The sequence below is a fragment of the Pseudonocardia zijingensis genome, from assembly GCF_042657305.1.
In the GTDB taxonomy this organism is placed as follows: Bacteria; Actinomycetota; Actinomycetes; order Mycobacteriales; family Pseudonocardiaceae; genus Pseudonocardia; species Pseudonocardia zijingensis.
Map to the genome: position 1 here is coordinate 182907 of NZ_JBHSKO010000004.1, position 21104 is coordinate 204010.

A 21104-nucleotide genomic window follows, 5' to 3' on the forward strand; every position below is an offset into this window, starting at 1 on the left:
CCGCGCCCGTCAGTACGGCGCCGCGGCGGCCGCGTACGGCGCGGCCGGGCCCTCCTTGCCCGTGGGGAAGGAGATCACCGCCGGGTTGCCGTCGGAGGTGTAGCGGCTGCCCGGGTTCGCCGCCATCTTGTCCAGCCACACCGTGGAGCCGAACTCGGCCTCGCTCCCGTCGGGGCCCTGCGAGCGGATCCGCGGGATGGCCTGCGCGGCGAAGTCCTCCGTGAACGGCGACGGCGCCGGGTTCGCGCCCACGAGGAGCACGCCGGAGTAGTCGTAGCCCTCGCCGCGCGCCGCGAGCTGCGGGTCGCGCGGGCGCGCCCCGAACGGCAGCGCGAGCGTGCGGGGCTCGTAACCGGGCACCGCCTCCCGAATCGCACGGTCGCCGCGCGCGATGTCCTGGCGCGCCTTCTCCGCCGACGCGGTGCGCAGGTTGGTGTGGCCGAAGGTGTGGTTGCCGATCTCGAAGCCGTTGTCGTGCAGCCAGCGCAGCGCCGCGGCGCCGGCCTGACCGCCGCCGAACGGATCGGCGTTGACGTACATGCTCGCGACCGGGCGGAACCCGGGATTCGCCCCGGCCACGTCGAGCAGGATACCCACGGCCGAGCCGGGGGCCGGGGCGCCGTCGGGGCCGAGCGTGATCGTGGTGGGGTCGCCGTCGTCGAACGTCAGCACCACGGGGTGCTTGCCCGCCGGGATGTCGATGCGCCCGGCGGCGAGCTCGGCCGTGGTGATCGGCACGTAGTCCTCGCGCGCGAGGCGTTCCAGCTCGGCCCGGAAATCCTGGGGCGTGCGGTCGTACACCGATTCGGTGGTGGGCACGATCCGGTGGTACATCAGCACCGGAATGCGCCCCAGCTCGTTGGCCTGCACCTGCGCGGGATCGACCGGGGCGGGCGCGGGTGGCGGCTGCGCGGAATGGGGATCGGGGCTGTCGGAATCCGTTCCGCAGCCGGCAGCCAGAAGCACGGCGACCGACGCCGCGACGATGCGCAACCGAGGCATGCCGCGACGCTACCCGCGGCACCACCCGGATTATTGCTCGATCACACCATGGTGTTGTTCCTGTACACGGGCGGTCCGGGTACTGAAACAGTGATCACCTTCCACCTTGCCGAAGGAGTTCCGATGGACGGCCCGGTGTCCACCCCTCACCGGTTCCTCGTGCCGGGCGCGATCGCGCTGATCGTCGCCGGCATGCTGGTCCTGGTCGCTGCGTGGCTGCAACCGGACGTCACCGTGACCGGCGTGGCCGACGGCGGGTCCTACGCGCCGGCCGCACTGCGGGACGTCCAGATCACCGCGCTCACGGACCCCGGCGAGGTCGAGGTCCTCCTCGACGGCGCCCCGGCCCCCGTGCGCCGCGACGGCGCGCGCTTCGTGCTCGACGCGTCGGCGCTCCCCGAGGGCGAGCACTCCCTCGTCGTGAACTCCCCCGACGCGGCCATGCCGCTGCCCGGCTCGGGCACCGGGATCGACTTCACCGTGGACGCCACCGCGCCCGCGATCGTCGTCGACCCGGTGGCCCCCACGGCGCTCGAGGCGTCCACCGAGGTCAGGGGCCGGGTGGAGGGTGCCGAGGAGCTCCTCGTCAACGGTGCGCCCTACGAGCTCGAGGACGACGGCACGTTCGTCCTGACGGAGGCCGCGGGCGCCGCCGACATCGACCTCCTCGCGCGCGACGAGGCGGGCAACACCACGGCCCAGATGGTGCCGATCCCGGTGCAGCACCCCGGCATGCGCGCAGTGCACATGACGGCGCAGGCCTGGAGTGCGCCGTCGCTGCGCGAGCCGGTCCTGCAGCTGGCGAAGGAAGGCGCCATCGACACCATCCAGCTCGACATCAAGGACGAGAGCGGCGAGGTGGGCTACGCCTCGCAGGTGCCGCTCGCGAACGAGATCGGCGCGAGCAAGGGCTACTACGACGCGCGCGCCGTGGTCGACCAGCTGCACGCGGCCGGCCTGCGCGTCGTCGGCCGGATCGTGGCGTTCCGCGACCCGTTGCTCGGGCAGGCCGCCTGGGAGGACGGGCACCGCGACTGGCTCGTGCAGAATGCCAACGGCACCCCCTACACGAGCGGGTACGGCTCGTACTCGTTCACGAACTTCGCCAATCCCGAGGTCCGCGCCTACAACGTGGCGCTCGCCGAGGAAGCCGCCGGGCTCGGGTTCGACGAAATCCTCTACGACTACGTGCGCCGCCCGGACGGCGCCATCACCGGAATGCATTTCGAGGGCCTCACGACGACGCCCGAGCAGTCGATCGCCGACTTCCTCGCGGAGACCCGGCCGGTGGTCCGCAAGCACGGAGCACTGCTCGGGGCGTCCGTCTTCGGGATCGCGGCGACGCGGCCGACGCAGATCGCGCAGGACATCACCCTGATCGCGAAGTACGCCGACTACGTCGCCCCGATGGTGTACCCGTCGCACTGGGGGCGCGGCGAGTACAACGTGGCCGACCCGGAGTCGTCGCCGTTCGACATCACGGCCCGGTCGCTCGCCGACTTCCAGAAGCTCACGGAGGGCACCGGCTCCACGGTGATCCCCTGGCTGCAGGCGTTCAGCCTCCGGGTGCACTACGGGGCGACCGAGGTGCGCGCGCAGATCGACGCCGGCGAGTCCATCGGCATCCGCTCGTTCATCCTCTGGGACCCCAACTGCCGCTACGCGCAGGCCGACGCGCTGCGGCCCGCCTCGCAGTGACCCCGCCCGTCAGTCACCCTTGACGTTCAGGATCTGCCGCAGCGTGTGGTCCACCGTGACGAGGTCCTTCGCGTCCTCCATCACGACGTCGATGGACTTGTAGGCGTCCGGGATCTCGTCCAGGAACGCCGACGCGTTCGACGCCCGCCACTCGATCCCGGCCATCGCCTCGGCGAGCTGCTCCACCGTGAACTTCTCCCGTGCGGCGCGGCGGGAGAAGTTGCGCCCGGCCCCGTGCGGCGCCGAGTTGAACGAGGACGGGTTGCCCAGCCCCGTCACCACGTACGAGCGGGTGCCCATCGAGCCCGGGATGAGGCCCCGGCGCCCCGGTGAGGCGTCGATCGCGCCCTTGCGGGTGAGCCAGACGTCGTGGCCTGCGTGGCGCTCCTGCTCGGTGTAGTTGTGGTGGCACTGGACGTCCTCGGCCCGCTCGACGTCCCGGTCCGCCCACCGCGCGACGCAGCCGACGATCCGGTCGAGCATCTCGGCGCGGTTCTCCAGCGCGAACCGCTGCGCCCACCGCAGCTCCCTGATGTAGTGCCAGAACTCGTCGGTGCCCTCCGGCAGGTAGGCGAGGTCGCGGTGCGGCAGGTCGACCCACCACCGCTCGCACAGCTGCTGCGCGGTGCGGACGTGGTACTGCGCGATCTTGTTGCCGACCCCGCGCGACCCCGAGTGCAGGAACACCCACAGCCGGTCGGCCTCGTCCAGGCACAGCTCGATGAAGTGGTTGCCCGACCCGAGCGTGCCCAGCTGCAGCCGCCAGTTCCGCGCGTACGAGTCCGGGTCGAACTCCGCCTGCTCGGCGAGCGCCTCCAGCTCGGCCACGCGGGCCGCCGCCGAGTCGGTGAGGCGCTTGTTGTAGCCGCCCATCGACACGGGCACCGCCGCCTCGATCGACTCGCGCAGCGCGGAGAGCCGGCCGATCGCGGCGACGTCGTCCTTCGTGAGCTGGGTGCGCACGGCCGCCATGCCGCAGCCGATGTCGACGCCGACGCTCGCCGGCATCACCGCACGCACGGTGGGGATCACGCTGCCGACGGTGGAGCCCATGCCGAGGTGCGCATCGGGCATCAGCGCGACGTGGGGCCGGACGAAGGGCATGCGGGCGGTCTGCAGGGCCTGCTCGCGCGTGGCGTCCTCCAGGATCGACGCCCAGCTCAGCAGGCCCTTCGCGATCTTCTCCACGCCGAATGGTCTACCAGCCGCGCGCCCGCGGCACCCGCGGTTTCCGGCATCCGCGACGCGTCAGGGGTCGGGCACGAGGATCGTCGAGAGGATCCGCCGGGTGCGCCCGTTGCCGGGTTCGTGCGCCAGGAACGGCTGGAGCGCCTCCCCCAGCCGCGCCAGGAATTGCGCCAGCTCGTCGTCGGACAGCCACAGCGCGGCCTGCCGCATGCCGACGCCGTCCCGGTGCGGGTCCACCTCGTCCCGGGCGAGATAGCGGTCGAAGTCGCGGGCGAGCCCCGCGAGGTAGACGGTGAACATCGTGCGCAGCCGCTCGCGGCCCGCGGCGTCGTCGCCGGCGGTGGCGTTGTCGGCGTCGGCGGCCGCGGTGTTCAGCGCGTAGGTCCGCTCCACGGCGCCCCGCACCCGCCGCTCCCCCACGACCACCAGGACCCCGGCCTTCACCAGCACACCGATGTGCCGGTACAGCGTGGTGGTGGGCGTGTCCGGCAGCAGTTCGGCGAGCTCGGCGGTGGTGAGGGAGCGCCCGATCAGGGCCTGCACCACCCGCCACCGCACCGGTTGGTGCAGCAGGTCGGCGAGCGACGTCTCGTCGGCCACGCCTCGACCTCCATTTCCAAATCTGGTATTAATACAAGGAGTGAGAACACTGTAGCGGGGAGGACGCACGATGGGGACGGTCCACGTCGACGAGAACACCGTGACGGTGCAGCTCTCGGCCTTCGAGAAGCTCTTCTGCGGCGGGAGATCGCGGATCGTGGTGCCCCGCGCCGAGATCCGCCGGGTCGAACGGGTGGACCGGCCCACCCGGGCCTCCGCCACCGGCATCGGGCGCGCCGGGCTCGTGATCACCGGCGTGCTCAAGCTGGGCCGCTGGGGCATCGGCTCCCCGACGAACCGCTTCGTGAGCGTCCGGCGCTGGGTCCCGGCGCTGCGGATCGTGGTCGACGACCGGTTCCGCGAGCAGCTGGGCTACCACGAGCTGCTGATCAGCACCCCGGACGTCGACCGCGTCACCGCCGAGCTCGGCGCCCGGATCGCCTAGAACGCGGAACCCTGCCGGCCAGTGGGCGGGGCCACCGCACACACCGGGTCGGGACGGCACACACCGCCCGGCATGTGTGCGGACCCGACTCGCTGTGCGCGGTGCCTGCTGCGTTCCGCAGAACCTGCCGACCCGGGTGGACGGGCTGCGGTGGGCGCGCCGTTCCCGGCCGGTAGGTTGCGGCCTCCCCTTGCCTCGAGGGCCTCACGGGCGAGACCGCCGTTCTCGTGTTGATCCCCTCGGTCGGCGGGTGGCTGGGTGGGCACCACTACCGCATCCCGTGGTTGCCCTGGCACCCGTCCCCGGCGCGGGGCACGCCGGTTCCGGGGTGCCCCCCTGGGGGCGGCCGCTCGACCCGCGGTGGTGGCGTTTCGCGTCGCTTCCGTGACCGGCGCACCGCTCGTTGGTGATCGACTTCCGTCCACGCCGCTCATGATCGGCAGAGTCGCTGATCATGGCCTGCGTTCCGCGGAACCCGACGGTCCGAGCAGATGGGGCCGATCATGCTCGCAGGACATGCCTCCGGTGGCGCCGCGCGCCCACCGGGCAGGCCCCGGCCGCCGAGCGTTCACGATCGCCGGTATCGGGTGTCCACTGCTGCGGCGGCAGCAACCCACACAACCGGAACTGCGGATCTTCACCGCCTCCGGCTGCCGGGAGGGCACTCAGGTGCGGGCCACCGCGAAAATGCGGCGGAAGGGGAACCAGGTGCTCCCGTCGGGCCGCATCGGGTACGCCGCCCGCAGCCGCGGGGCGAGCTCGGCGCGGAATGCCTCGTAGTCGGCCGGGCCCAGCGCGTGGCGCACCGGGCGCAGCGCGGTGGCGCTGATCCACTGCAGCACCGGGTCCTCGCCGGTGAGGCGCTGCAGGTAGGTGGTCTCCCACACGTCGACGTGCTCCGCATGGGCGGCGAACAGCTCCGCGTAGGCGGCGGGTTCGGGCACGGCCAGCTCGTCGCGCAGGTCCACGCGGCCCTGCCACCGCGGTTCGGCGGCGAGCTCCCGGATCAGCACGTGGGACGGGGCGCCGAGGTTGCCCGGCACCTGCATCGCGAACCACGCACCCGCCGCGAGCGCCTCCAGCCAGCGGGGCAGCAGCTGCGGGTGCGACGGCACCCACTGCAGCACGGCGTTGGTGACCACGACGTCGGTGCCGGGGGCCGGTGTCCAGTCGACGACGTCGGCCAGCTCGGCGGCGATCCCCCGCTCCCGCGCCGCCGCCACCATCTCCGGCGAGGAGTCCAGGGCCGTGACCTCGGCGCCGGGCCAGCGGGCGGCGAGCAGCTCGGTGAGGTGGCCGGGCCCGCAGCCCAGGTCGACGACCCGGCGCGGCGCTGATGCCCCCACCCGCGCGAGGAGGTCGAGGAACGGGCGGGAGCGGTGGTCGTCGAAGTCGAGGTAGAGCGCCGGGTCCCAGGAGGTGGCGGTCACAGGTGGCCCAACGTGCGTTCGACGTCGGCGACGACCTGGCGCACCACGGCCAGATCGGTGCCCGGGTCGGGGCGGACCTGCAGCACGATGCCGTCGCGGCCGGGCACCTTGCGCTGCACGAACCACGCCCCGCCACCGGGCAGGTCGCGGTGGTGACGGCTGCGGATCGACCCCTCCACGCGGGCGTGCACCGTCTCCGGGACGCGGCCGGGCTCGGTGAGCCGCAGCCGCCGCGCCGGCAGGTCGGCCAGCAGCACCGCCCCGCCGACGGTCTCGGTCTCCTCCGCCTCGACCACGGTGAGCACGCTGCCGCGCCAGGCGGCCTTGCTGATCAGGTGCCAGCTCAGCAGCCGGGCACCCTCGTCGCCTGGCAGCCAGAGCCCGTAGGACGTGACGACCACGTGCCGCTCGTCGCCCAGGGCGGCCACGGCGAGCACGCGCTCCTCGGCCCCCAGCCGGCCCGCGACGTCGGCGGGCACCTCCTCACGGCGCAGCAGCTTGCGCAGGAGCTTCATCGCTCGGCCTCGCTGCGCTCGGCCGGCGCTTCGCGCGGGCGCTGTGACATCGATCCGCTCGCAAGCTCGCTCATCGCTCGACCTCGCTGCGCTCGGCCGGCGCTTCGCGCGGGCGCTGTGACAATGATTCGCTCGCAAGCTCGCTCATCGCTCGACCTCGCTGCGCTCGGCCGGCGCTTCGCGCGGGCGCTGTGACAATGATTCGCTCGCAAGCTCGCTCATCGCGCCGCCTGCTCCCGAAGCGCGATGCGGTACTGCTCCAGCGGCACCAGGTCGCCGAAGAGCTGGTGGTAGGCCTCGGGTTCCTCCACCGGGTTGGTGCGCTGCAGCCGGGCCTTGAGGTCGGCCACCTGCGCCTCCACCAGCGCGAGCCGCACCCCGGCGATGACGCTGCCGACGTAGCGGGCCTCGTCGGTGTTGCGCTTGGGCAGCTCCAGCGGCTCCACGGCCAGCTCGGTGACCAGCGGGCGGGCCTCCTGGGAGCACTCCGCGAGCACCGCCTCCAGCCAGGCGTGGCCCTCCCGGCCGCTGCAGACCCCGCCCGCAGCCTGTACGGCGCGGTGCACGGCGGCGAACACGGGGTGGACGAACACCTGCTCGGGCAGCTCGTCGTAGCTGGGCCCCGCGACGGCGGGCACCTGCAGCGCCGCCTTGAGCGCCTCGCGCTGCAGGTGCAGCCGGGGGTCGTCCTTGGGCGGCGGCGACGGGGGCTCCCGGCGCCCGTTGCGCCCGCGCACGGGTTCGGGCGGCGCCCCGGCCGCCTCCCGCACCCGCCGCACGACCATCGCGATGTCGTCCCAGCTCGTCCAGCCCGCGAGCCGGCGCGCGTACTCGTCGCGCAGGTCCTCGCGCTTGATCCGCGCCACCAGCGGCACCGTGCGCTGCAGCGCGGCCACCCGGCCCTCCGCGGTGTCGAGGTCGTGGTCGCGCAGCATGCTGCGGATCGCGAACTCGAACAGCGGCTCGCGGCGCGCCACCAGATCGCGCACGGCGGTGTCGCCGTGGGCCTGGCGCAGCTCGCACGGGTCCTGGCCCTCGGGTGCCACGGCCACGAACGTCTGCGCCGCGAAGCTCTGCTCGCCCTCGAACGCCTTGAGCGCCGCGGCCTGCCCGGCGGCGTCGCCGTCGAAGGTGTAGATCACCTCGCCGAGGTCGAACGAGTCGTCGCCGATGAGGCGGCGGATCACCGAGATGTGCTCGGAGCCGAACGCCGTGCCGCAGGACGCCACCGCGGTGGGCACGCCCGCCAGGTGCATCGCCATCACGTCGGTGTAGCCCTCGACCACCACCACCTGGCGGCGCTTGGCGATCTCGCGCTTGGCGAGGTCGAGCCCGAACAGCACGTGGGTCTTGCGGTAGACCGGGGTCTCGGTGGTGTTGAGGTACTTGGCGTCGATGCCGTCGTCGTCGAACAGCCGCCGCGCGCCGAACCCGACGACGTCGCCGCCGAGGTCCTTGATCGACCAGAGCAGCCGCCGGTGGAAGCGGTCGATCGGCCCGCGCCTGCCCTCCTTGGACAGGCCCGCCTTCATCAGCTCGTCGAGGGTGAACCCGGCGGCGAGCAGGTGGCGGGTGAGCTTGTCCCAGCCCGCCGGCGCGTAGCCGCAGCCGAACCGCTCCGCCGCCGCGACGTCGAATCCGCGGCTGGTGAGGAACTGCACGGCCGCGGCGGCCTCGGGGGTGCGCAGCTGCTCCGCGTAGAACTCGGCCGCCCGCTTGTTGGCCTCCAGCAGCCGCGAGCGCGTGCCGCGGTCGCGCTGCACCGAGCTGCCGCCGCCCTCGTACGTGAGCCGGTAGCCGACCCGCTCGGCGAGCCGCTCGACCGCCTCGACGAACGAGATGTGGTCCATCCGCATCAGGAAGGCGATGGCGTCGCCGCCCTCACCGCAGCCGAAGCAGTGGAACGTGCCGTGGCTCGGGCGGACGTTGAACGATGGTGTCTTCTCGTCGTGGAAGGGGCACAGCCCCTTCATCGAGCCCGCCCCGGCCCGGCGCAGGGCCACGTACTCGCCGACGACCTCGTCGATGCGGACTCGGTCGCGGACCTCCGCGATGTCGCTGTCCCGGATCCGGCCCGCCACGGTGAGGAGTCTAGGCGCGGCCCCCGACGGCCCCGCACACTCGCCTCCTCCGGCGGGGACGACGCAGCGTGAGGGTGGCGCAACGGACCGGTATGCGGTAAAACGATCAGCTCCTGGAGATCACCCGTTCGGGCCCCCGCCCGTCACCCGAGCAGCCGCCCCGAGGACGCCTGCGCCGCAAAGGGATCCACGCCTTGACGCTGAGCGACTCACTCGCCGATCAGCTCGACCGAGCGGACTACCGCGCCCTGCCCGACCTCCCGGTGGTGGTCGTCCAGGGCCCCGTCCGCAGCGGGAAGTCCCCGTTGCTCGCCGAGGTCGACGCCCATTGGCGCCCCCGTGCGCCGGTCGTGCGGATCGCGTTGGAGGGTGCCCGGGACGCGCGGCCGTACGAGGTGGCCCTCGCCATCGCCGACGAGCTCGTGCGCCGAGCCCCCGTGCCGAGGCGCATGTTCCGGCGGCTCTTCCTCGGTGCCGCCGCCCTGACGCCCAGGCTCCCCCACGACCCGGTGCAGGCCATGCGGGCGCTGGAGGAGCACCTGGGACGGCGCGACCTCGTGATGACCGACGTGCGCGGCGTCGTCGCCAGGGCCCGGCGCGTGCTCGCCGCGCTGCCCCCGAACGAGGTCCAGGCCGGGGCGCACGCCGGGCTCGAGGCGGTGGTGCCACTGATGTGGCTGCTGCGCAGGCGGGTGTCGGCCTGGCGGTGGTTCGCCGCCGCCACCGGCACCAACGGCGGCATCGCCGGCCTGGTCGAGCTGAACCGCCTCAACCACGCGGGCGGCCGGGACGCCGAGGTCGACGCCCTGCTGCTGCGGGCCTTCGTCGCCGACCTGCGGCGGGCGTTCACGCGCTGGCGCCATTCCGAGCGACTCACGCGCAACGTGCTGCTGCTGATCGACGGCGCGGGCACCGCGGATGCTCCCCTGCTGTTCGTCCGCGAGCTGCTCGCGGCGCGCCGGGACGAGCCCGGCCCAGGGGCCGGGGACCCGCTGCTGGTCGTCGCGGCGTGCGGCGCCCGCACCGCCTCGGGCGTGGCCGGCTTCCCCTGGGGCCGGGACGTGGTGGGGCCGACCGGGCCCGACGCGGTCGACCTGCGCGCCCGCCCCTCCGGCGCACCGGCACCGGTGCACGTGCTGGACCTCGGCCACAACCTTCCGCGGGACGAGCCCGGCGACGCCGTGGACCGCTGGAGCCGGTCCCTGTCCGGTGGCCACCGCTGGGCGTACGAGCGCATGGCTGAGCGCGGGCGGGCGCTGCCGAGGGACGGGAGGCCGAACCGGGAGACCCTGTTCCCCCTCGCCCTCGCCACGGAGCTCGCGACCGCGTCGCTGCCGGCGGGAGCCACGCGCGAGCTCGAGCAGGACCTGCAGATCCTCAGCGCGATCAGCCCGCGCGACCCGAGCGCCGCCGCCGCGTTCCTCGCGGTGCTCGCCCCGTCCGGGGAGCCCGGCATCTCGGTGCAGGACACGTTGACGCGCAGGACGCGCGCGCAGGTGCTCGTCTCCCGGTCGCTGTGGGCGGGTCCCGCATCCGAGGCGCTGCACCCGGTCCTGCGCCGCGCCCACCTCGCGGGGCTGTCGCAGGCCCGGTCGCCAATGTCGTGGGAGGTGGTCTTCGAGCGTCTGGCCGCCCGGCACTCCGACAGCGCCTGGCGCCACCACTACCTGCTCGCGCGCTCCGGGCACGCCCTGCCTGCCGGCCGCTACCTGGCCGGGCTGCTCGACGACGGGGATCCCGCGCGCTGGCTCGACGAGCTCACGTGCATCACGAGCGCACCTCGCAGGCGCGACGAGCACACCGATTTCGCCGCGGCGTGGGCGGCGGCCACCGACAGCGGCACCGACGAGCGGCAACGGCGCGTGACCGAACTGGTGGCGACGCTGTGGCTGAGCCGCAACCACCTCGGGCGCCCGGAGCACCAGGAGTTCCAGGACGCCGCCCACGCGCTGGAGGCGCTCACCGACACGCGCCTGAGCCGGTCGATGACGGAGGCGCTGTTCGCGCACGCCGCCGAGCTGCGCACCCGGCAGCAGTTCCTCGACGAGTTGGTCTAGCAGCTAAGGAGCTCGATCGTGCCGCGTCCGCCCGGACCGCGATTCGTCGCAGGCCTCACCGTCGTGCTGGTCGTCGCCGCGCTCGTGGTGTGGCTCGCGCCGTCGGCTCGGTGGAGCCCCTTCTACCCCTGCGACGCCGGCCTCCGCTCCGTGGGTGAGGCGTGCATCGGGGTGTCGGACTCCAGCGACTTCGGTGATCCCCTGCTCGCGCCGGTCATGGCCGCCATCGCCGCCGAGAACGCCGACGTCGACGGGCCGTTCTACACCGTGGGCTACCTGCTCCCCCTCGCCCCGGAGGCGGAGCGCACGGCCGAGTCGGCCGAGCTGCGCCACGAGCTGGAGGGGGCCCACGTGGCGCAGCTGCGGGCCAACCACACCGCCGAGGTGGAGGGTGGCGGCCCGAAGGTCAAGCTCGTCGTCGGCAACGCGGGGGTCGGCAACGCCCACTGGCAGGAGGTGGTGCGGCGGTTCCAGGAGATGGCGGCCGGGGACGAACGCCTGCGCGCCGTGGCCGGGATGGGCTACAGCCTGCGCACCACGCAGGAGGCGATCGCCGAGCTGACGCATCCGGCCGACGGCGATTCGATCGCCGTGATCGGCGCGCGGCTGACGGCCGACAGCCTGAGCGTCGACCCGGCGACCCGGCTGGTCGACGGGTTCTTCCGCGTCGCCCCGACCAACACCGACGAGGCGCGGGCGGCTGCCGAGCACATCCGCGGCCGCGGGTACGCGCGGCCGCTGCTGCTGCGCGACACCAACGCCGACGACCCCTACGCGGCCACGCTGGCCAGCGCCTTCCGCGGAACGTACGGGGAGACGCCCGAGGCCACGTTCGACAGCTCGAAGGACGGGCTGAACGCCGCGTTCAGCGACATCGGGCGGAACCTGTGCGTCGAGCGCCCCGACGTCGTGTACTTCGCGGGGCGCGGGGAGCCGCTCGCGCAGTTCGTCGACGTGCTGGCCAACCGCCCGTGCCAGGACGCCCCGCTGGACATCGTGACCGGCGACGACACGTCGGGGATCCGGGAGCTGGCCCTGGCGGCCGACGTCGGCGTCCGCACGGCGCTGTCGGGGAACGTCAGCCTGACCTACACGGGTCTCGCCCACCCCGCGATGTGGGACGTCGCCGAGCACCGCGACCGCTACAACGCGGGTGCCCTCGCGTACTTCCGGCCGGGGTGCGACGCCTGCCTGCCGACGCTGTTCCCGGAGGAGTCGCTGGACGACGGCGCGGCGATCATGGGGCACGACACGATGCTGCTCGCGTTGACCGCGATCCGGCGGGCCGGGCAGACGACCGATGCCGAGGCCCAGGAGGTGAGCCCGGGCGCGGTGATCCAGATGCTCTACCAGGTGCGGGGCGTGAACAGCGTGGTGGGCGCGGGTGGCGAGCTGGCGCTGTCGGCGTGCGGCGACGCGGTGGGCAAGCTGTTCCCGCTGCTGTCGCTGGAGCCGGACGGCAGCGCCCGGCTCGTGGCGCCGGCGGCCGCGGGGGAACCGCTGGCCTGCTGAGCGTTCTCCGTCACCGCCGCACGACGGCGCGGCTCTCGCGCGGCCGGTCGGTGTCCATCAGCAACGGCACCGCGGCCATCACGAGCAGCAGGCCGAGGCCGCCGCCTGCAGCGAGCACGGTGAGCAGTTCTGCGAAGTTCGTCATGGCTCCACGATCCACCGGGAACGCGGAGACCGGCCTCAGCCGGAGGTACGGATTCCGCGCCCGCCCTCGGCCGTTCGGCCGATGGAAGGCTCCCCGCGCGGCAGGAGATGATCACCGGGTGCAGCTGCGGTGGCCCGTCCTCCTCCCGATCCTCCTCCTCGCCGCCGTGCTGGCCGGCTGTGCCGACATCCAGGTGCGGATCGACCCCCTCCCGGCCCCGGTCTCGAGCCCGACCGGGGACGCCGCCACGGCGCTGGAAGCCCTCCCGGTCAAGGGCAGGGCGCCGCGCACCGGCTACGACCGCGACGAGTTCGGGCCCAGCTGGCGCGACATCGACCGCAACGGCTGCGACCAGCGCAACGACGTACTCGCCCGCGACCTCACCGCCGTGGAGTACCGGCCCGGCACGCACTCGTGCGTGGTGCAGAGCGGCGTGTTCGCCGACCCGTACTCCGGCCGGACGATGCAGTTCCGGCGCGGCCGCGACACCAGCGACGACGTGCAGATCGACCATGTCGTGGCGCTGTCCAACGCGTGGCAGACCGGGGCGCAGCAGCTCGACGCCGCCACCAGGGAACAGCTCGCCAACGACCCGCTCAACCTCATGGCCACCGAGGGGTCGCTCAACCAGCAGAAGGGCGACGGCGACGCCGCCACCTGGCTCCCGCCGGCCCGCGGTTTCCGCTGCGACTACGTCTCGCGGCAGGTGGCGGTGAAGACCAAGTACCGGCTGTGGGTCACCGCCGCGGAGCGGGAGGCGATCGCCGGCGTGCTGAGCACCTGCCCCGGCCAGGAGCTCCCGTCCGACCCGGGCGTCGCCGCCGCGTCGTGAGCACCCCGGCCGCGTACCGTCGGCGCCGTGCTGACCGACGAGCGGCTGTTCGAGGATCACCGGGCCCATCTCGTGCGGGTCGGCTACCGGATCACCGGCAGCGTCGCCGACGCCGAGGACGCCGTGCAGGAGGCGTGGCTGCGCCTCGCCGGGCTGGACGAGGCGGCGCGCGCGGAGATCCGCGACGAACGCGCGTGGCTCACCACCGTGGTGGGACGGCTGTGTCTCGACCGCCTGCGCTCGGCGGCGGCCCGCCGCGAGCGCTACGTCGGTCCGTGGCTGCCCGAGCCGCTCGTCACCACCGGCGAGGACGAGCCGCTCGCCGCCGTGGTGCGCGACGAGGGGGTGCGGATGGCCGCGATGCTGGTGCTGGAGCGCCTGACGCCCCCGCAGCGCGTGGCGTTCGTGCTGCACGCGGCGCTCGCGCTGCCGTACGCGCAGATCGCCGAGGTGCTCGGCTGCCCGGAGGCCACGGCACGCCAGCACGCGACGCGGGCCCGCCGGGTCGTGGCCGCCGCCGACCCGCCGCCGCGCGCCACCACCGCGGAGCAGGAGGCGTTGATCACCCGCTTCAGCGAGGCGATGGCGCGCGCCGACGGCGCCGCGCTGGTGGAGCTGCTGCACCCGGACGTCGTCTGGGTCGCCGATTCCGACGGCCGCGCGAAGGCCGCCCGCCGCCCCGTCGTCGGCGCGGAGAAGGTGGCGCGGCTGGCGCTCGGGCTGCTCGAGAAATACGGCGAGGACCTCCTGCGCGGCGCGTTCGTGCTCCACGTCAACGGCGAGCTCGGTCTGCGCACCCCCGCCCTCGGGTCACCGGCCGGCGCCGTGGCGTCCTTCGCGGTGCGCGACGGCCGGATCGCGGCCATCTACCAGGTGCTCAACCCCGAGAAGCTGGCGCGGGTGCCGGCCTGAGGCGCACCTTGCAGGCCGCGTCGAACCCCTGGTCGGTGATGCCGAGGGCGTGGTTGGACCGGCCCCGCATGTTCTCCAGGGCGATGGCGTGGGTGAGCTCGACCACCCCGGCCCGCCCGAACTCGGCCTCCAGCTCCGCCACCTGCGCGTCGGTCACCGTCATCGGCTGCGCGGTCATCGCGTCGGCGTAGGCGATCGCCAGCCGTTCGGCCCGGTCGTAGAGCGGGTGGGTGGCGTAGGAGTCGATGTGCTGCAGGCGCTCGACGTCCAGGCCGTCGAGGCGCTGCAGCATCGTGCCGAAGTCGACGCACCACGAGCAGCCGATCACCGTGGCGGTGCGGTAGACGGCCAGCTCGCGCACCCGCGTCGGGAGCACCCGCGGCGCCCACTCCTGCACGCCCTCGGCCACGAGCGACGCCCAGAACAGGCGCCCGTGGTGGCGGGCCACCGCCAGCGGCTCCGGCACGTCGCCGAACTTGCGGCGGATGACGCGGTACACGAGCCGTGTGAGGAACCCGGCCTCCTGCTCGGGGACCGCGGGGATGCGTGGCATGTCGTCCTCCTCGAGGTGGTGTCACCCCGAGGACGAGACGGCGGGCCCGCTCGTGACAGCTACGCGGGACGGATCTCGTAGGCCGGGACCCTGGCCTCCTCCGCGTCGACCACGCGGGTGCCCAGCGGCACCAGCGCGAGCACGGCGAGCTTGATCGAGGCGATGCCGAACGGGATGCCGATGATCGTGATCATCAGCAGGACCCCGGCCGCGATGTGCAGGAGCGCGAGCTCCCAGCCGAACAGGAGGATCCAGATCACGTTCCCGATCAGGGACGGCAGGCCCGCCTCACGCGCCACGACCACCCGCCGCCCGAACGGCCACAGGGAGTACCCCGCGAGCCGGAACGCGGCGATCCCGAACGGGATCGTGATGATCAGGACGCAGGCGAGCACGCCCGCGACCGCGTAGCAGATCGCGAGCCACCAGCCGGCGAGCACGAGCCAGATGACGTTGCCGATGGTGCGCACGTCCCGAGTGTCCGCTTCATCCGGCGATCGCGCGATGGCGCGCGACCGCCTGCTGGTCGGTGAGGATCGCGACCTGGTCGAGCACCACCCGCACCCGGGCCGCGTCGTCGGGGGCCGCCTTCCACTCCGCGGCGAACACCGGGTCCAGCGATTCCGGGGCGCCCGCGCGCAGCGCGGTGGCCAGCTCGACGAGCAGCTCGCGCTGGCGGGCCTGCATCGCGAGCCGGCCGGGGTCGCTCATCACGTACCGCAGCGCCACCGCCTTGAGCAGCGCCACCTCCGCCGCGGCCCGGGCCGGGACCACCAGGTCGGCGGTGTAGCGCAGCAGCGGGGCGTCGCCGTGGGCCGACCGGGTGGCCTCCACGGCGGCGTGCACGAACCGGCCCACGAGCTCGCTGGTGAGCCGCTTCAGCGCCACGTGGTCGCCGCCCGACGCGCTCGCTGCGGAGAACCCGCGCACCGCGGCGACGACCGGCAGCGCGAGCAGCGCCTCGGCCGCCTCGCCGAGCGCGTGCGGCTCGGCCCCGAAGTGGCGCGCCGCGAGCTCCACGAGCGCGGCCCGCTCGTGCGCCACGCCCAGCGCGGCGAGGTCGATGCGGCCGGCGAGGATGCCGTCCTCCACGTCGTGAACCGAGTAGGCGACGTCGTCGGCCCAGTCCATGATCTGCGCCTCGAGGCAGCGCCGCCGCGGCGGGGCGCCCTCGCGGACCCACGCAAACACGTCGGCGTCCTCGGGGTACGCGCTGTACTTGCGGTCGCCCGGCCGCCGCACCCACGGGTACTTGCAGGACGCGTCGAGCGTGGCCCGGGTGAGGTTGAGCCCCACCCCGTCGACCTTGGGCTCCAGCTTCGTGAGGATGCGCAGCGTCTGCGCGTTGCCCTCGAAACCGCCCTCGAGCCCGCACTCGGCTGCGAACCCGTCGAGGGCGCGCTCCCCGTTGTGGCCGAACGGCGGGTGGCCGATGTCGTGGGCCAGGCCCGCCGTGTCGACGACGTCGGGGTCGCAGCCCAGCTCCTCGGCGATCCCGCGCCCGATCTGCGCGACCTCCAGCGAGTGGGTGAGCCGCGTGCGCGGCACACCGCTGATCTCGGCCCCCTCCCCCGGCCCGACGACCTGGGTCTTGCCCGCCAGCCGGCGCAGCGCCGCCGAGTGCAGCACCCGGGCCCGGTCACGCTCGAACGGGCTGCGCCGCTCCCGGCCGGTGCCCTTGGGCGACTCCGGCGCCGGGCGGGCCCGATCGTGCGCGGAGTACCCGTCGGCGGGCATCAGCCCAGCCCCGTGGACTCGGTGTCCACGGACGCGTGCGTGAGCAGGTAGTACAGCAGCGCCCCGGTCTCGCGGACGATGTAGCGCAGCTGGGTCTCACGCGTCTGCACCACCGGGCCGCTGCGGGTGGGCGAGGTCCACGCGTCGAGCCCGCTGTCGCGGGCCATCGTGCGGGCGCGCAGCGAGTGCCAGGGATCGCTGACGACGAGCGCGCTCGTCCAGCCGTCCTGCCCGGCGCGGGCGGCCACGGCCTGGAGGCTGCCGAGGGTGTCCGACCCCTCCGCGACGGCGATCACGTCCTCGCTCGGCACGCCCCGCTCGATCAGGTAGCGCCGGCCCGCCTCGGCCTCGGTGTGGGCGTCGCCCGCGCGGTTGCCGCCGGTGGTGACGATCCGCGGCGCCAGCCCCTCCTCGTACAGCGCCTCCGCGTGCCGCAGCCGGTAGGCGAAGATCGAGCTGGGCTCGCCGTCGTACTGGGCGGCCCCGAGCACGATGACGGCGTCGACCGGCTGCCGGTCGTCGACCCGCGCCACCTGCCACACCCGGAACGCGGTGCCGCCAACCACCAGCGCGACCATCAGCAGCCCGCCCACGACCAGCCGGAAGAACCAGCCGCGGCGGCGCGGGGGCCGCTCGGGACCGGGCAGCGGGAGGGTGGGGGCCTCGGCCCCGACGAGGTCGGCGACCCGGCGGGGCCGCAGGGCGGCCGACCGCACGGGCCGGGAGAGGTCGTGCCGGGCGGTCATCAGCCGATCCGGCCGTCGGTGGCGGCGAGCGCGCTGCCCGTGCGGCCGGACCGGGCCGCCACCACCTGCGCGACGATCGACACCGCCGTCTCGGCAGGTGTGCGCGCCCCCAGGTCGAGCCCGACCGGCCCGTGCAGCCGCGCCAGCTCCTCCTCGGTGAGGCCCGCGGCGATCAACCGCTCGCGGCGGGCGGCCTGGGTGCGGCGCGAACCGAGCGCGCCGATGAAGCCCCGGCCCCGCCGCAGCGCGTCGACCAGCACGACGTCGAACGCGGGGGCGTGGTCGAGCAGCACGAGCACGTCGGCGTCGGTGAACGCGGCGACGGCGGCGTGAACGGCGTCGAGACCGGTCTCGGTGCGCGCACCCCACCCGAGCAGCTCGGCCTGCGCCACCAGCGCCTCGCCGATGGCGCCGGCCCCGGCGACCAGCACCGAGGGCACCGGCACCCAGATGTCGACCAGCAGCTCGTCGTCGCCCGCCTGCACGCGCTCGGTGGCGGTGGCGCCGCGGCGCAGCAGGCCGCGGGCAGCCGAGGCCGCCTGCTCGTCGAGCTCCGCGGTGCCCAGCGACCCGTGCACGGCCTCCAGCTCCGGCCCGGCGAGCACCACCGCGCCGCTGCCGCGCACGGTGGAGACCAGCGCGGCGGGCACCTCGCGCTCCAGCGCCTCGCCCAGCGCACCGGCCTGCGCCGCAGGCAGGGGATGGCCCAGCAGCGTGGCCCCGCCCGCGCAGGCGAGCCCGGCGTCGACCGCCGCCGCCTCCGCGACGTGCGCCTCCCGGGTGTCGGCCCCTGCCACCGCGGCCCGGGCCAGCGGGAGGACCGCGTCGTCGAGGGCGCCGCGGTAGAGCGAACCGGCCACCGGGCCACCCGCCGTGGCCGCGACCAGCTGCCCGCTCTCGACGGTGCCGAACCCGTGGCGCGCGAGCACCCGCACCACACCGACGCCGTGGGGCGCCCACTCCCGCAGCGCCGCACCCAGATCCCGGAGCTCCGACACCGCAGCCGCGCCCGCTTCCGTCACGATCCCCAGGGTAGCGATCGGCGCTGACGGATTCGCGCACGAACGCGTCTATCGTGTGAGGTGTTCGCCCGGCGGTCGGGAACCATCCGACGATCTCCGGCGTTGCAATCGGACGAACGCCCACAACCAGACCACAGGAACAATGGACCCCGCAGACAGTACCGGCGCCGTCCTCGCAGGACGGCAGCCTGAACGGGCCGATGGCCCGTGACCATCGTTTCCATCTTCGTCGGGGTGCTGGCGGTCGTCGCCCTCACCGTGCTCACGGGCTACTTCGTGGCCCAGGAGTTCGGGTACATGGCGGTCGACCGCTCCCGGTTGCAGGCCCGCGCGTCCGCCGGTGACGCCGGCGCGCGCCGGGCGCTCGCCATCACCCGCCGCACCTCCTTCATGCTCTCCGGTGCCCAGCTGGGCATCACCGTCACCGGCCTGCTCGCCGGCTACGTCGCCGAGCCGATGATCGGCGACGGCGTGGCCGAACTCCTCGGCGCCACCGGCGTGCCCGCCGGGCTCGGGGTGGCCCTCGGCGCGCTGGTCGCGCTGGTCGTGGTCACCGTCGTGCAGATGGTGTTCGGCGAGCTGTTCCCCAAGAACCTCGCCATCGCCCGCCCCGAACCGGTCGCCCGCGCGCTCGCGCTCTCCACGTCGATCTACCTCGCCGCCTTCGGCTGGCTCATCCGGCTGTTCGACGCCGCATCGAACCTGCTGCTCAAGGCGCTGCGGATCGAACCCGTGCACGACGTCGAGCACTCGGCCACCCCGCGCGACCTGGAGGCGATCATCGACGAGTCCCGCGACAGCGGCGACCTCGACGACGACCTGTCCACCCTGCTCGACCGCGTCCTCGACTTCACCGACCGCACCGCGCGGGCCGCGATGATCCCGCGCCCGCGGGTCACCTCGGTGCCCGCGCGGGCCACGATCGCCGAGCTGGTCGAGGTGATGGCGTCGGGCCACTCGCGCCTGCCCGTGATCGGGGAGAGCCCCGACGACGTGGTCGGCGTGATCTGCCTGCGCGACGTCCTGGCCCTCGAGGGCCGCACCGACCTCGCCACCCTGCGCGTCACCGACGTCGCCCGCACCCCCGTGCTCGTGCCCGCGTCGCTGCCGCTGCCCGCGGTGCTCGACCGGCTGCGCGCGGCGGACGACGAGTTCGCCGTGGTCGTCGACGAGTACGGCGGCCTCGCGGGCGTCGTCACCGTCGAGGACATCGCCGAGGAGCTCGTCGGCGAGATCACCGACGAGCACGACCCGGCCGGGGCCGACGACCTCGCCGCGGGCGACGGCGAATGGACCGTGCCCGGCACCCTGTCCGTCGAGGAGGCCGAGCGCCTCCTCGACGCCGACCTGCCCGAGGGCGGCTACCAGACGATCGGCGGGCTGGTGATCCACGAGCTGCAGCGGCTGCCCCAGCCAGGCGACCGCGTGCGCCTCGAGCTCACCGACCCGTCGCTGTCCGAGGAGGGCGAGCCGCCCCGCACGTTGGAGCTCAGCGTGCTGGCCGTCGAGCGGCGCGTGCCGTCGTCGGTGCGCCTGGCGTGGGCCGACGAGGAGGTGCGGACATGAGCATCGGCGTCGCGCTCGGCGTGTCCGCGGTGCTGGTCGCGCTCTCCGCGTTCTTCGTCGCGATCGAGTTCGCGCTCGTCGCGGCTCGCCGCTACCGCCTCGAGGAGGCCGCGGCGAGCAGCCCCTCCGCCCGGGCCGCCCTGCGCTCGTCCCGCGACCTGTCGATGCTGCTCGCGGGCTCGCAGCTGGGCATCACCCTGTGCACCGTCGGGCTCGGCGCCATCGGCAAGCCCGCGGTCGAGGAGCTGCTGCACCCCCTGTTCGGCGGGATCGGCGACCCGGCGGCCACAGTGGTGTCCTTCGTGCTGTCCCTCGTGATCGTCACGTTCGTGCACCTGGTGGTCGGCGAGATGGCCCCGAAGTCCTGGGCGATCGCCCACCCGGAGCGCTCCGCCACGATGCTGGCGCTGCCGATGCGGGCGTTCATGCTGGTCACGCGCCCGATCCTGGTGGCGCTCAACGGCATGGCCAACTGGTGCCTGCACCGGGTGGGCGTCGAGCCGGTCGACGAGCTGGCCGGCGGCCGCAACCCGGACGACCTGCGCGAGCTGGTGGAGCACTCGGCCACCACCGGCGCCCTCGACCCCGAACGCCGCGACCAGATCGTCACGGCGCTCGAGCTCGACCGGGCGCCGCTGCGCGAGGTGGTGCGGCCGCGGTCGGAGGTGGCGGGCGTACCCGCCGACGCCGACGCCGCGGCCATCCGCGCCGCCGCCCGGGAGAGCGGCCACCTGCGGCTCGTCGTCGGCGATGCCGAGGGCCGCGCGGTCGGCGTCGTACACGTCCGCGACGCGCTGGCGGTGCCCGTCACCACCACTGCCGCCGAGCTCATGCGCCCGGTGCACACCCTCCCGGCCGACCTGCCGATCCACGACGCGCTCGGCGCGATGCAGGCCGAGCGCAACCAGATCGCGCTGGTGGAGGCCGACGGGGCGATCCTGGGCCTGGTGACGCTCCACGACCTGCTGGACCGCCTCCTCCCGGCCCCCGCCTGACCCACCCCGTACGAACGGCACCCTCGTCCGATAGAGCGGTACGAAGGTGCCGTTCGTGCAATGGGGAC

General features: G+C 74.2%; 20 protein-coding genes. 8 read left to right on the forward strand and 12 right to left on the reverse strand.

Translation table 11 applies throughout. The features are described 5' to 3' along the window. Window positions 1-9: 9 nt before the first annotated feature. Window positions 10-1002 (reverse strand): polysaccharide deacetylase family protein, encoded by a 993-nt coding sequence (locus ACFPL3_RS10770; RefSeq protein WP_343944742.1) that lies wholly within the window; start codon window positions 1000-1002, stop codon window positions 10-12. 123 nt (window positions 1003-1125) lie between these two features. On the opposite strand from ACFPL3_RS10770, the gene ACFPL3_RS10775 reads away from it, so the two are divergent. Further along, complete coding sequence (locus ACFPL3_RS10775; protein WP_343944741.1) at window positions 1126-2700, forward strand: putative glycoside hydrolase; 1575 nt, start codon at window positions 1126-1128, stop codon at window positions 2698-2700. Between the two features lie 9 nt (window positions 2701-2709). Here the strand turns inward: ACFPL3_RS10775 and ACFPL3_RS10780 are convergent, their stop codons facing one another. Together ACFPL3_RS10780 and ACFPL3_RS10785 are read right to left on the reverse strand one after the other, a co-directional pair. Further along, on the reverse strand, window positions 2710-3888 hold the full coding sequence (locus ACFPL3_RS10780) for an RtcB family protein (RefSeq protein ID WP_343944740.1): 1179 nt from the start codon (window positions 3886-3888) through the stop codon (window positions 2710-2712). Between the two features lie 60 nt (window positions 3889-3948). Further along, window positions 3949-4488 carry a helix-turn-helix domain-containing protein gene (locus ACFPL3_RS10785; protein WP_343944739.1) on the reverse strand — a complete coding sequence of 180 codons (540 nt, stop codon included), beginning with the start codon at window positions 4486-4488 and terminating at the stop codon, window positions 3949-3951. A 70-nt stretch (window positions 4489-4558) separates the two neighbouring features. Here ACFPL3_RS10785 and ACFPL3_RS10790 point away from each other — a divergent pair, with 70 nt between their 5' ends. After that, on the forward strand, window positions 4559-4933 hold the full coding sequence (locus ACFPL3_RS10790) for a hypothetical protein (RefSeq protein WP_343944738.1): 375 nt from the start codon (window positions 4559-4561) through the stop codon (window positions 4931-4933). A 665-nt stretch (window positions 4934-5598) separates the two neighbouring features. On the opposite strand, the gene ACFPL3_RS10795 is transcribed toward ACFPL3_RS10790, so the two are convergent. From ACFPL3_RS10795 to dnaG, 3 genes are all read right to left on the reverse strand, one after another. Then, the gene (locus tag ACFPL3_RS10795) at window positions 5599-6363 is read right to left on the reverse strand and encodes a trans-aconitate 2-methyltransferase (RefSeq protein ID WP_343944737.1); all 765 of its coding nucleotides are present in this window, start codon (window positions 6361-6363) and stop codon (window positions 5599-5601) included. Beyond that, window positions 6360-6878 carry a hypothetical protein gene (locus ACFPL3_RS10800; RefSeq protein ID WP_343944736.1) on the reverse strand — a complete coding sequence of 173 codons (519 nt, stop codon included), beginning with the start codon at window positions 6876-6878 and terminating at the stop codon, window positions 6360-6362. Before ACFPL3_RS10800 ends, ACFPL3_RS10795 begins: the two co-directional genes overlap by 4 nt. A 218-nt stretch (window positions 6879-7096) precedes the next feature. After that, entirely contained in the window at window positions 7097-8959 is a 1863-nt protein-coding gene (gene dnaG, locus ACFPL3_RS10805) for a DNA primase (RefSeq protein WP_343944735.1), read from the reverse strand. Window positions 8960-9153: 194 nt separating this feature from the next. On the opposite strand from dnaG, the gene ACFPL3_RS10810 reads away from it, so the two are divergent. Together ACFPL3_RS10810 and ACFPL3_RS10815 are read left to right on the forward strand one after the other, a co-directional pair. After that, complete coding sequence (locus ACFPL3_RS10810) at window positions 9154-11016, forward strand: hypothetical protein (RefSeq protein ID WP_343944734.1); 1863 nt, start codon at window positions 9154-9156, stop codon at window positions 11014-11016. An 18-nt stretch (window positions 11017-11034) separates the two neighbouring features. After that, on the forward strand, window positions 11035-12528 hold the full coding sequence (locus ACFPL3_RS10815; RefSeq protein ID WP_343944733.1) for an ABC transporter substrate-binding protein: 1494 nt from the start codon (window positions 11035-11037) through the stop codon (window positions 12526-12528). A 10-nt stretch (window positions 12529-12538) separates the two neighbouring features. On the opposite strand, the gene ACFPL3_RS10820 is transcribed toward ACFPL3_RS10815, so the two are convergent. After that, window positions 12539-12673 carry a hypothetical protein gene (locus ACFPL3_RS10820; RefSeq protein WP_343944732.1) on the reverse strand — a complete coding sequence of 45 codons (135 nt, stop codon included), beginning with the start codon at window positions 12671-12673 and terminating at the stop codon, window positions 12539-12541. Window positions 12674-12791: 118 nt separating this feature from the next. On the opposite strand from ACFPL3_RS10820, the gene ACFPL3_RS10825 reads away from it, so the two are divergent. Together ACFPL3_RS10825 and sigJ are read left to right on the forward strand one after the other, a co-directional pair. Beyond that, entirely contained in the window at window positions 12792-13505 is a 714-nt protein-coding gene (locus ACFPL3_RS10825; protein ID WP_343944731.1) for an HNH endonuclease family protein, read from the forward strand. Between the two features lie 27 nt (window positions 13506-13532). Next, complete coding sequence (gene sigJ, locus ACFPL3_RS10830) at window positions 13533-14417, forward strand: RNA polymerase sigma factor SigJ (protein ID WP_343944730.1); 885 nt, start codon at window positions 13533-13535, stop codon at window positions 14415-14417. Here sigJ and ACFPL3_RS10835 read toward each other — a convergent pair. The 5 genes from ACFPL3_RS10835 to ACFPL3_RS10855 all read right to left on the reverse strand — a co-directional run bounded on the left by ACFPL3_RS10835 (window position 14383) and on the right by ACFPL3_RS10855 (window position 18475). Further along, window positions 14383-14970: a carboxymuconolactone decarboxylase family protein gene (locus ACFPL3_RS10835; protein ID WP_343944729.1), complete on the reverse strand. Its 588-nt coding sequence runs from the start codon at window positions 14968-14970 to the stop codon at window positions 14383-14385. The genes sigJ and ACFPL3_RS10835 overlap by 35 nt on opposite strands. 59 nt (window positions 14971-15029) lie before the next feature. Continuing rightward, on the reverse strand, window positions 15030-15440 hold the full coding sequence (locus ACFPL3_RS10840) for a YccF domain-containing protein (RefSeq protein WP_343944728.1): 411 nt from the start codon (window positions 15438-15440) through the stop codon (window positions 15030-15032). A 16-nt stretch (window positions 15441-15456) separates the two neighbouring features. Further along, window positions 15457-16707 (reverse strand): deoxyguanosinetriphosphate triphosphohydrolase, encoded by a 1251-nt coding sequence (locus ACFPL3_RS10845; protein WP_343944727.1) that lies wholly within the window; start codon window positions 16705-16707, stop codon window positions 15457-15459. Further along, window positions 16707-17285, reverse strand: a complete 579-nt coding sequence (locus ACFPL3_RS10850; RefSeq protein ID WP_343944752.1) for a YdcF family protein — start codon at window positions 17283-17285, stop codon at window positions 16707-16709. The genes ACFPL3_RS10845 and ACFPL3_RS10850 overlap by 1 nt, the downstream gene beginning before the upstream one ends. Before the next feature lie 167 nt (window positions 17286-17452). Next, a complete protein-coding gene (locus ACFPL3_RS10855; protein ID WP_343944726.1) occupies window positions 17453-18475 on the reverse strand; it encodes an XdhC family protein in 1023 nt (340 codons plus the stop codon). A gap of 207 nt (window positions 18476-18682) precedes the next feature. On the opposite strand from ACFPL3_RS10855, the gene ACFPL3_RS10860 reads away from it, so the two are divergent. Together ACFPL3_RS10860 and ACFPL3_RS10865 are read left to right on the forward strand one after the other, a co-directional pair. Beyond that, entirely contained in the window at window positions 18683-20041 is a 1359-nt protein-coding gene (locus tag ACFPL3_RS10860) for a hemolysin family protein (protein WP_343944725.1), read from the forward strand. Beyond that, window positions 20038-21036, forward strand: coding sequence for a hemolysin family protein (locus ACFPL3_RS10865; RefSeq protein ID WP_343944724.1), 999 nt, complete (start codon window positions 20038-20040; stop codon window positions 21034-21036). Before ACFPL3_RS10860 ends, ACFPL3_RS10865 begins: the two co-directional genes overlap by 4 nt. The last annotated feature ends 68 nt before the right edge of the window (window positions 21037-21104 follow it).

Bases quoted from the DNA above. Each gene is read 5' to 3' on its own strand.
- ACFPL3_RS10820 (WP_343944732.1), bottom strand. From the start codon at position 12,673: ATGACGAACTTCGCAGAACTGCTCACCGTGCTCGCTGCAGGCGGCGGC.
- ACFPL3_RS10775 (WP_343944741.1), top strand. From the start codon at position 1,126: ATGGACGGCCCGGTGTCCACCCCTCACCGGTTCCTCGTGCCGGGCGCG.
- ACFPL3_RS10835 (WP_343944729.1), bottom strand. From the start codon at position 14,970: ATGCCACGCATCCCCGCGGTCCCCGAGCAGGAGGCCGGGTTCCTCACA.
- ACFPL3_RS10865 (WP_343944724.1), top strand. From the start codon at position 20,038: ATGAGCATCGGCGTCGCGCTCGGCGTGTCCGCGGTGCTGGTCGCGCTC.
- ACFPL3_RS10800 (WP_343944736.1), bottom strand. From the start codon at position 6,878: ATGAAGCTCCTGCGCAAGCTGCTGCGCCGTGAGGAGGTGCCCGCCGAC.
- ACFPL3_RS10850 (WP_343944752.1), bottom strand. From the start codon at position 17,285: ATGGTCGCGCTGGTGGTTGGCGGCACCGCGTTCCGGGTGTGGCAGGTG.
- ACFPL3_RS10790 (WP_343944738.1), top strand. From the start codon at position 4,559: ATGGGGACGGTCCACGTCGACGAGAACACCGTGACGGTGCAGCTCTCG.
- ACFPL3_RS10770 (WP_343944742.1), bottom strand. From the start codon at position 1,002: ATGCCTCGGTTGCGCATCGTCGCGGCGTCGGTCGCCGTGCTTCTGGCT.
- ACFPL3_RS10845 (WP_343944727.1), bottom strand. From the start codon at position 16,707: ATGCCCGCCGACGGGTACTCCGCGCACGATCGGGCCCGCCCGGCGCCG.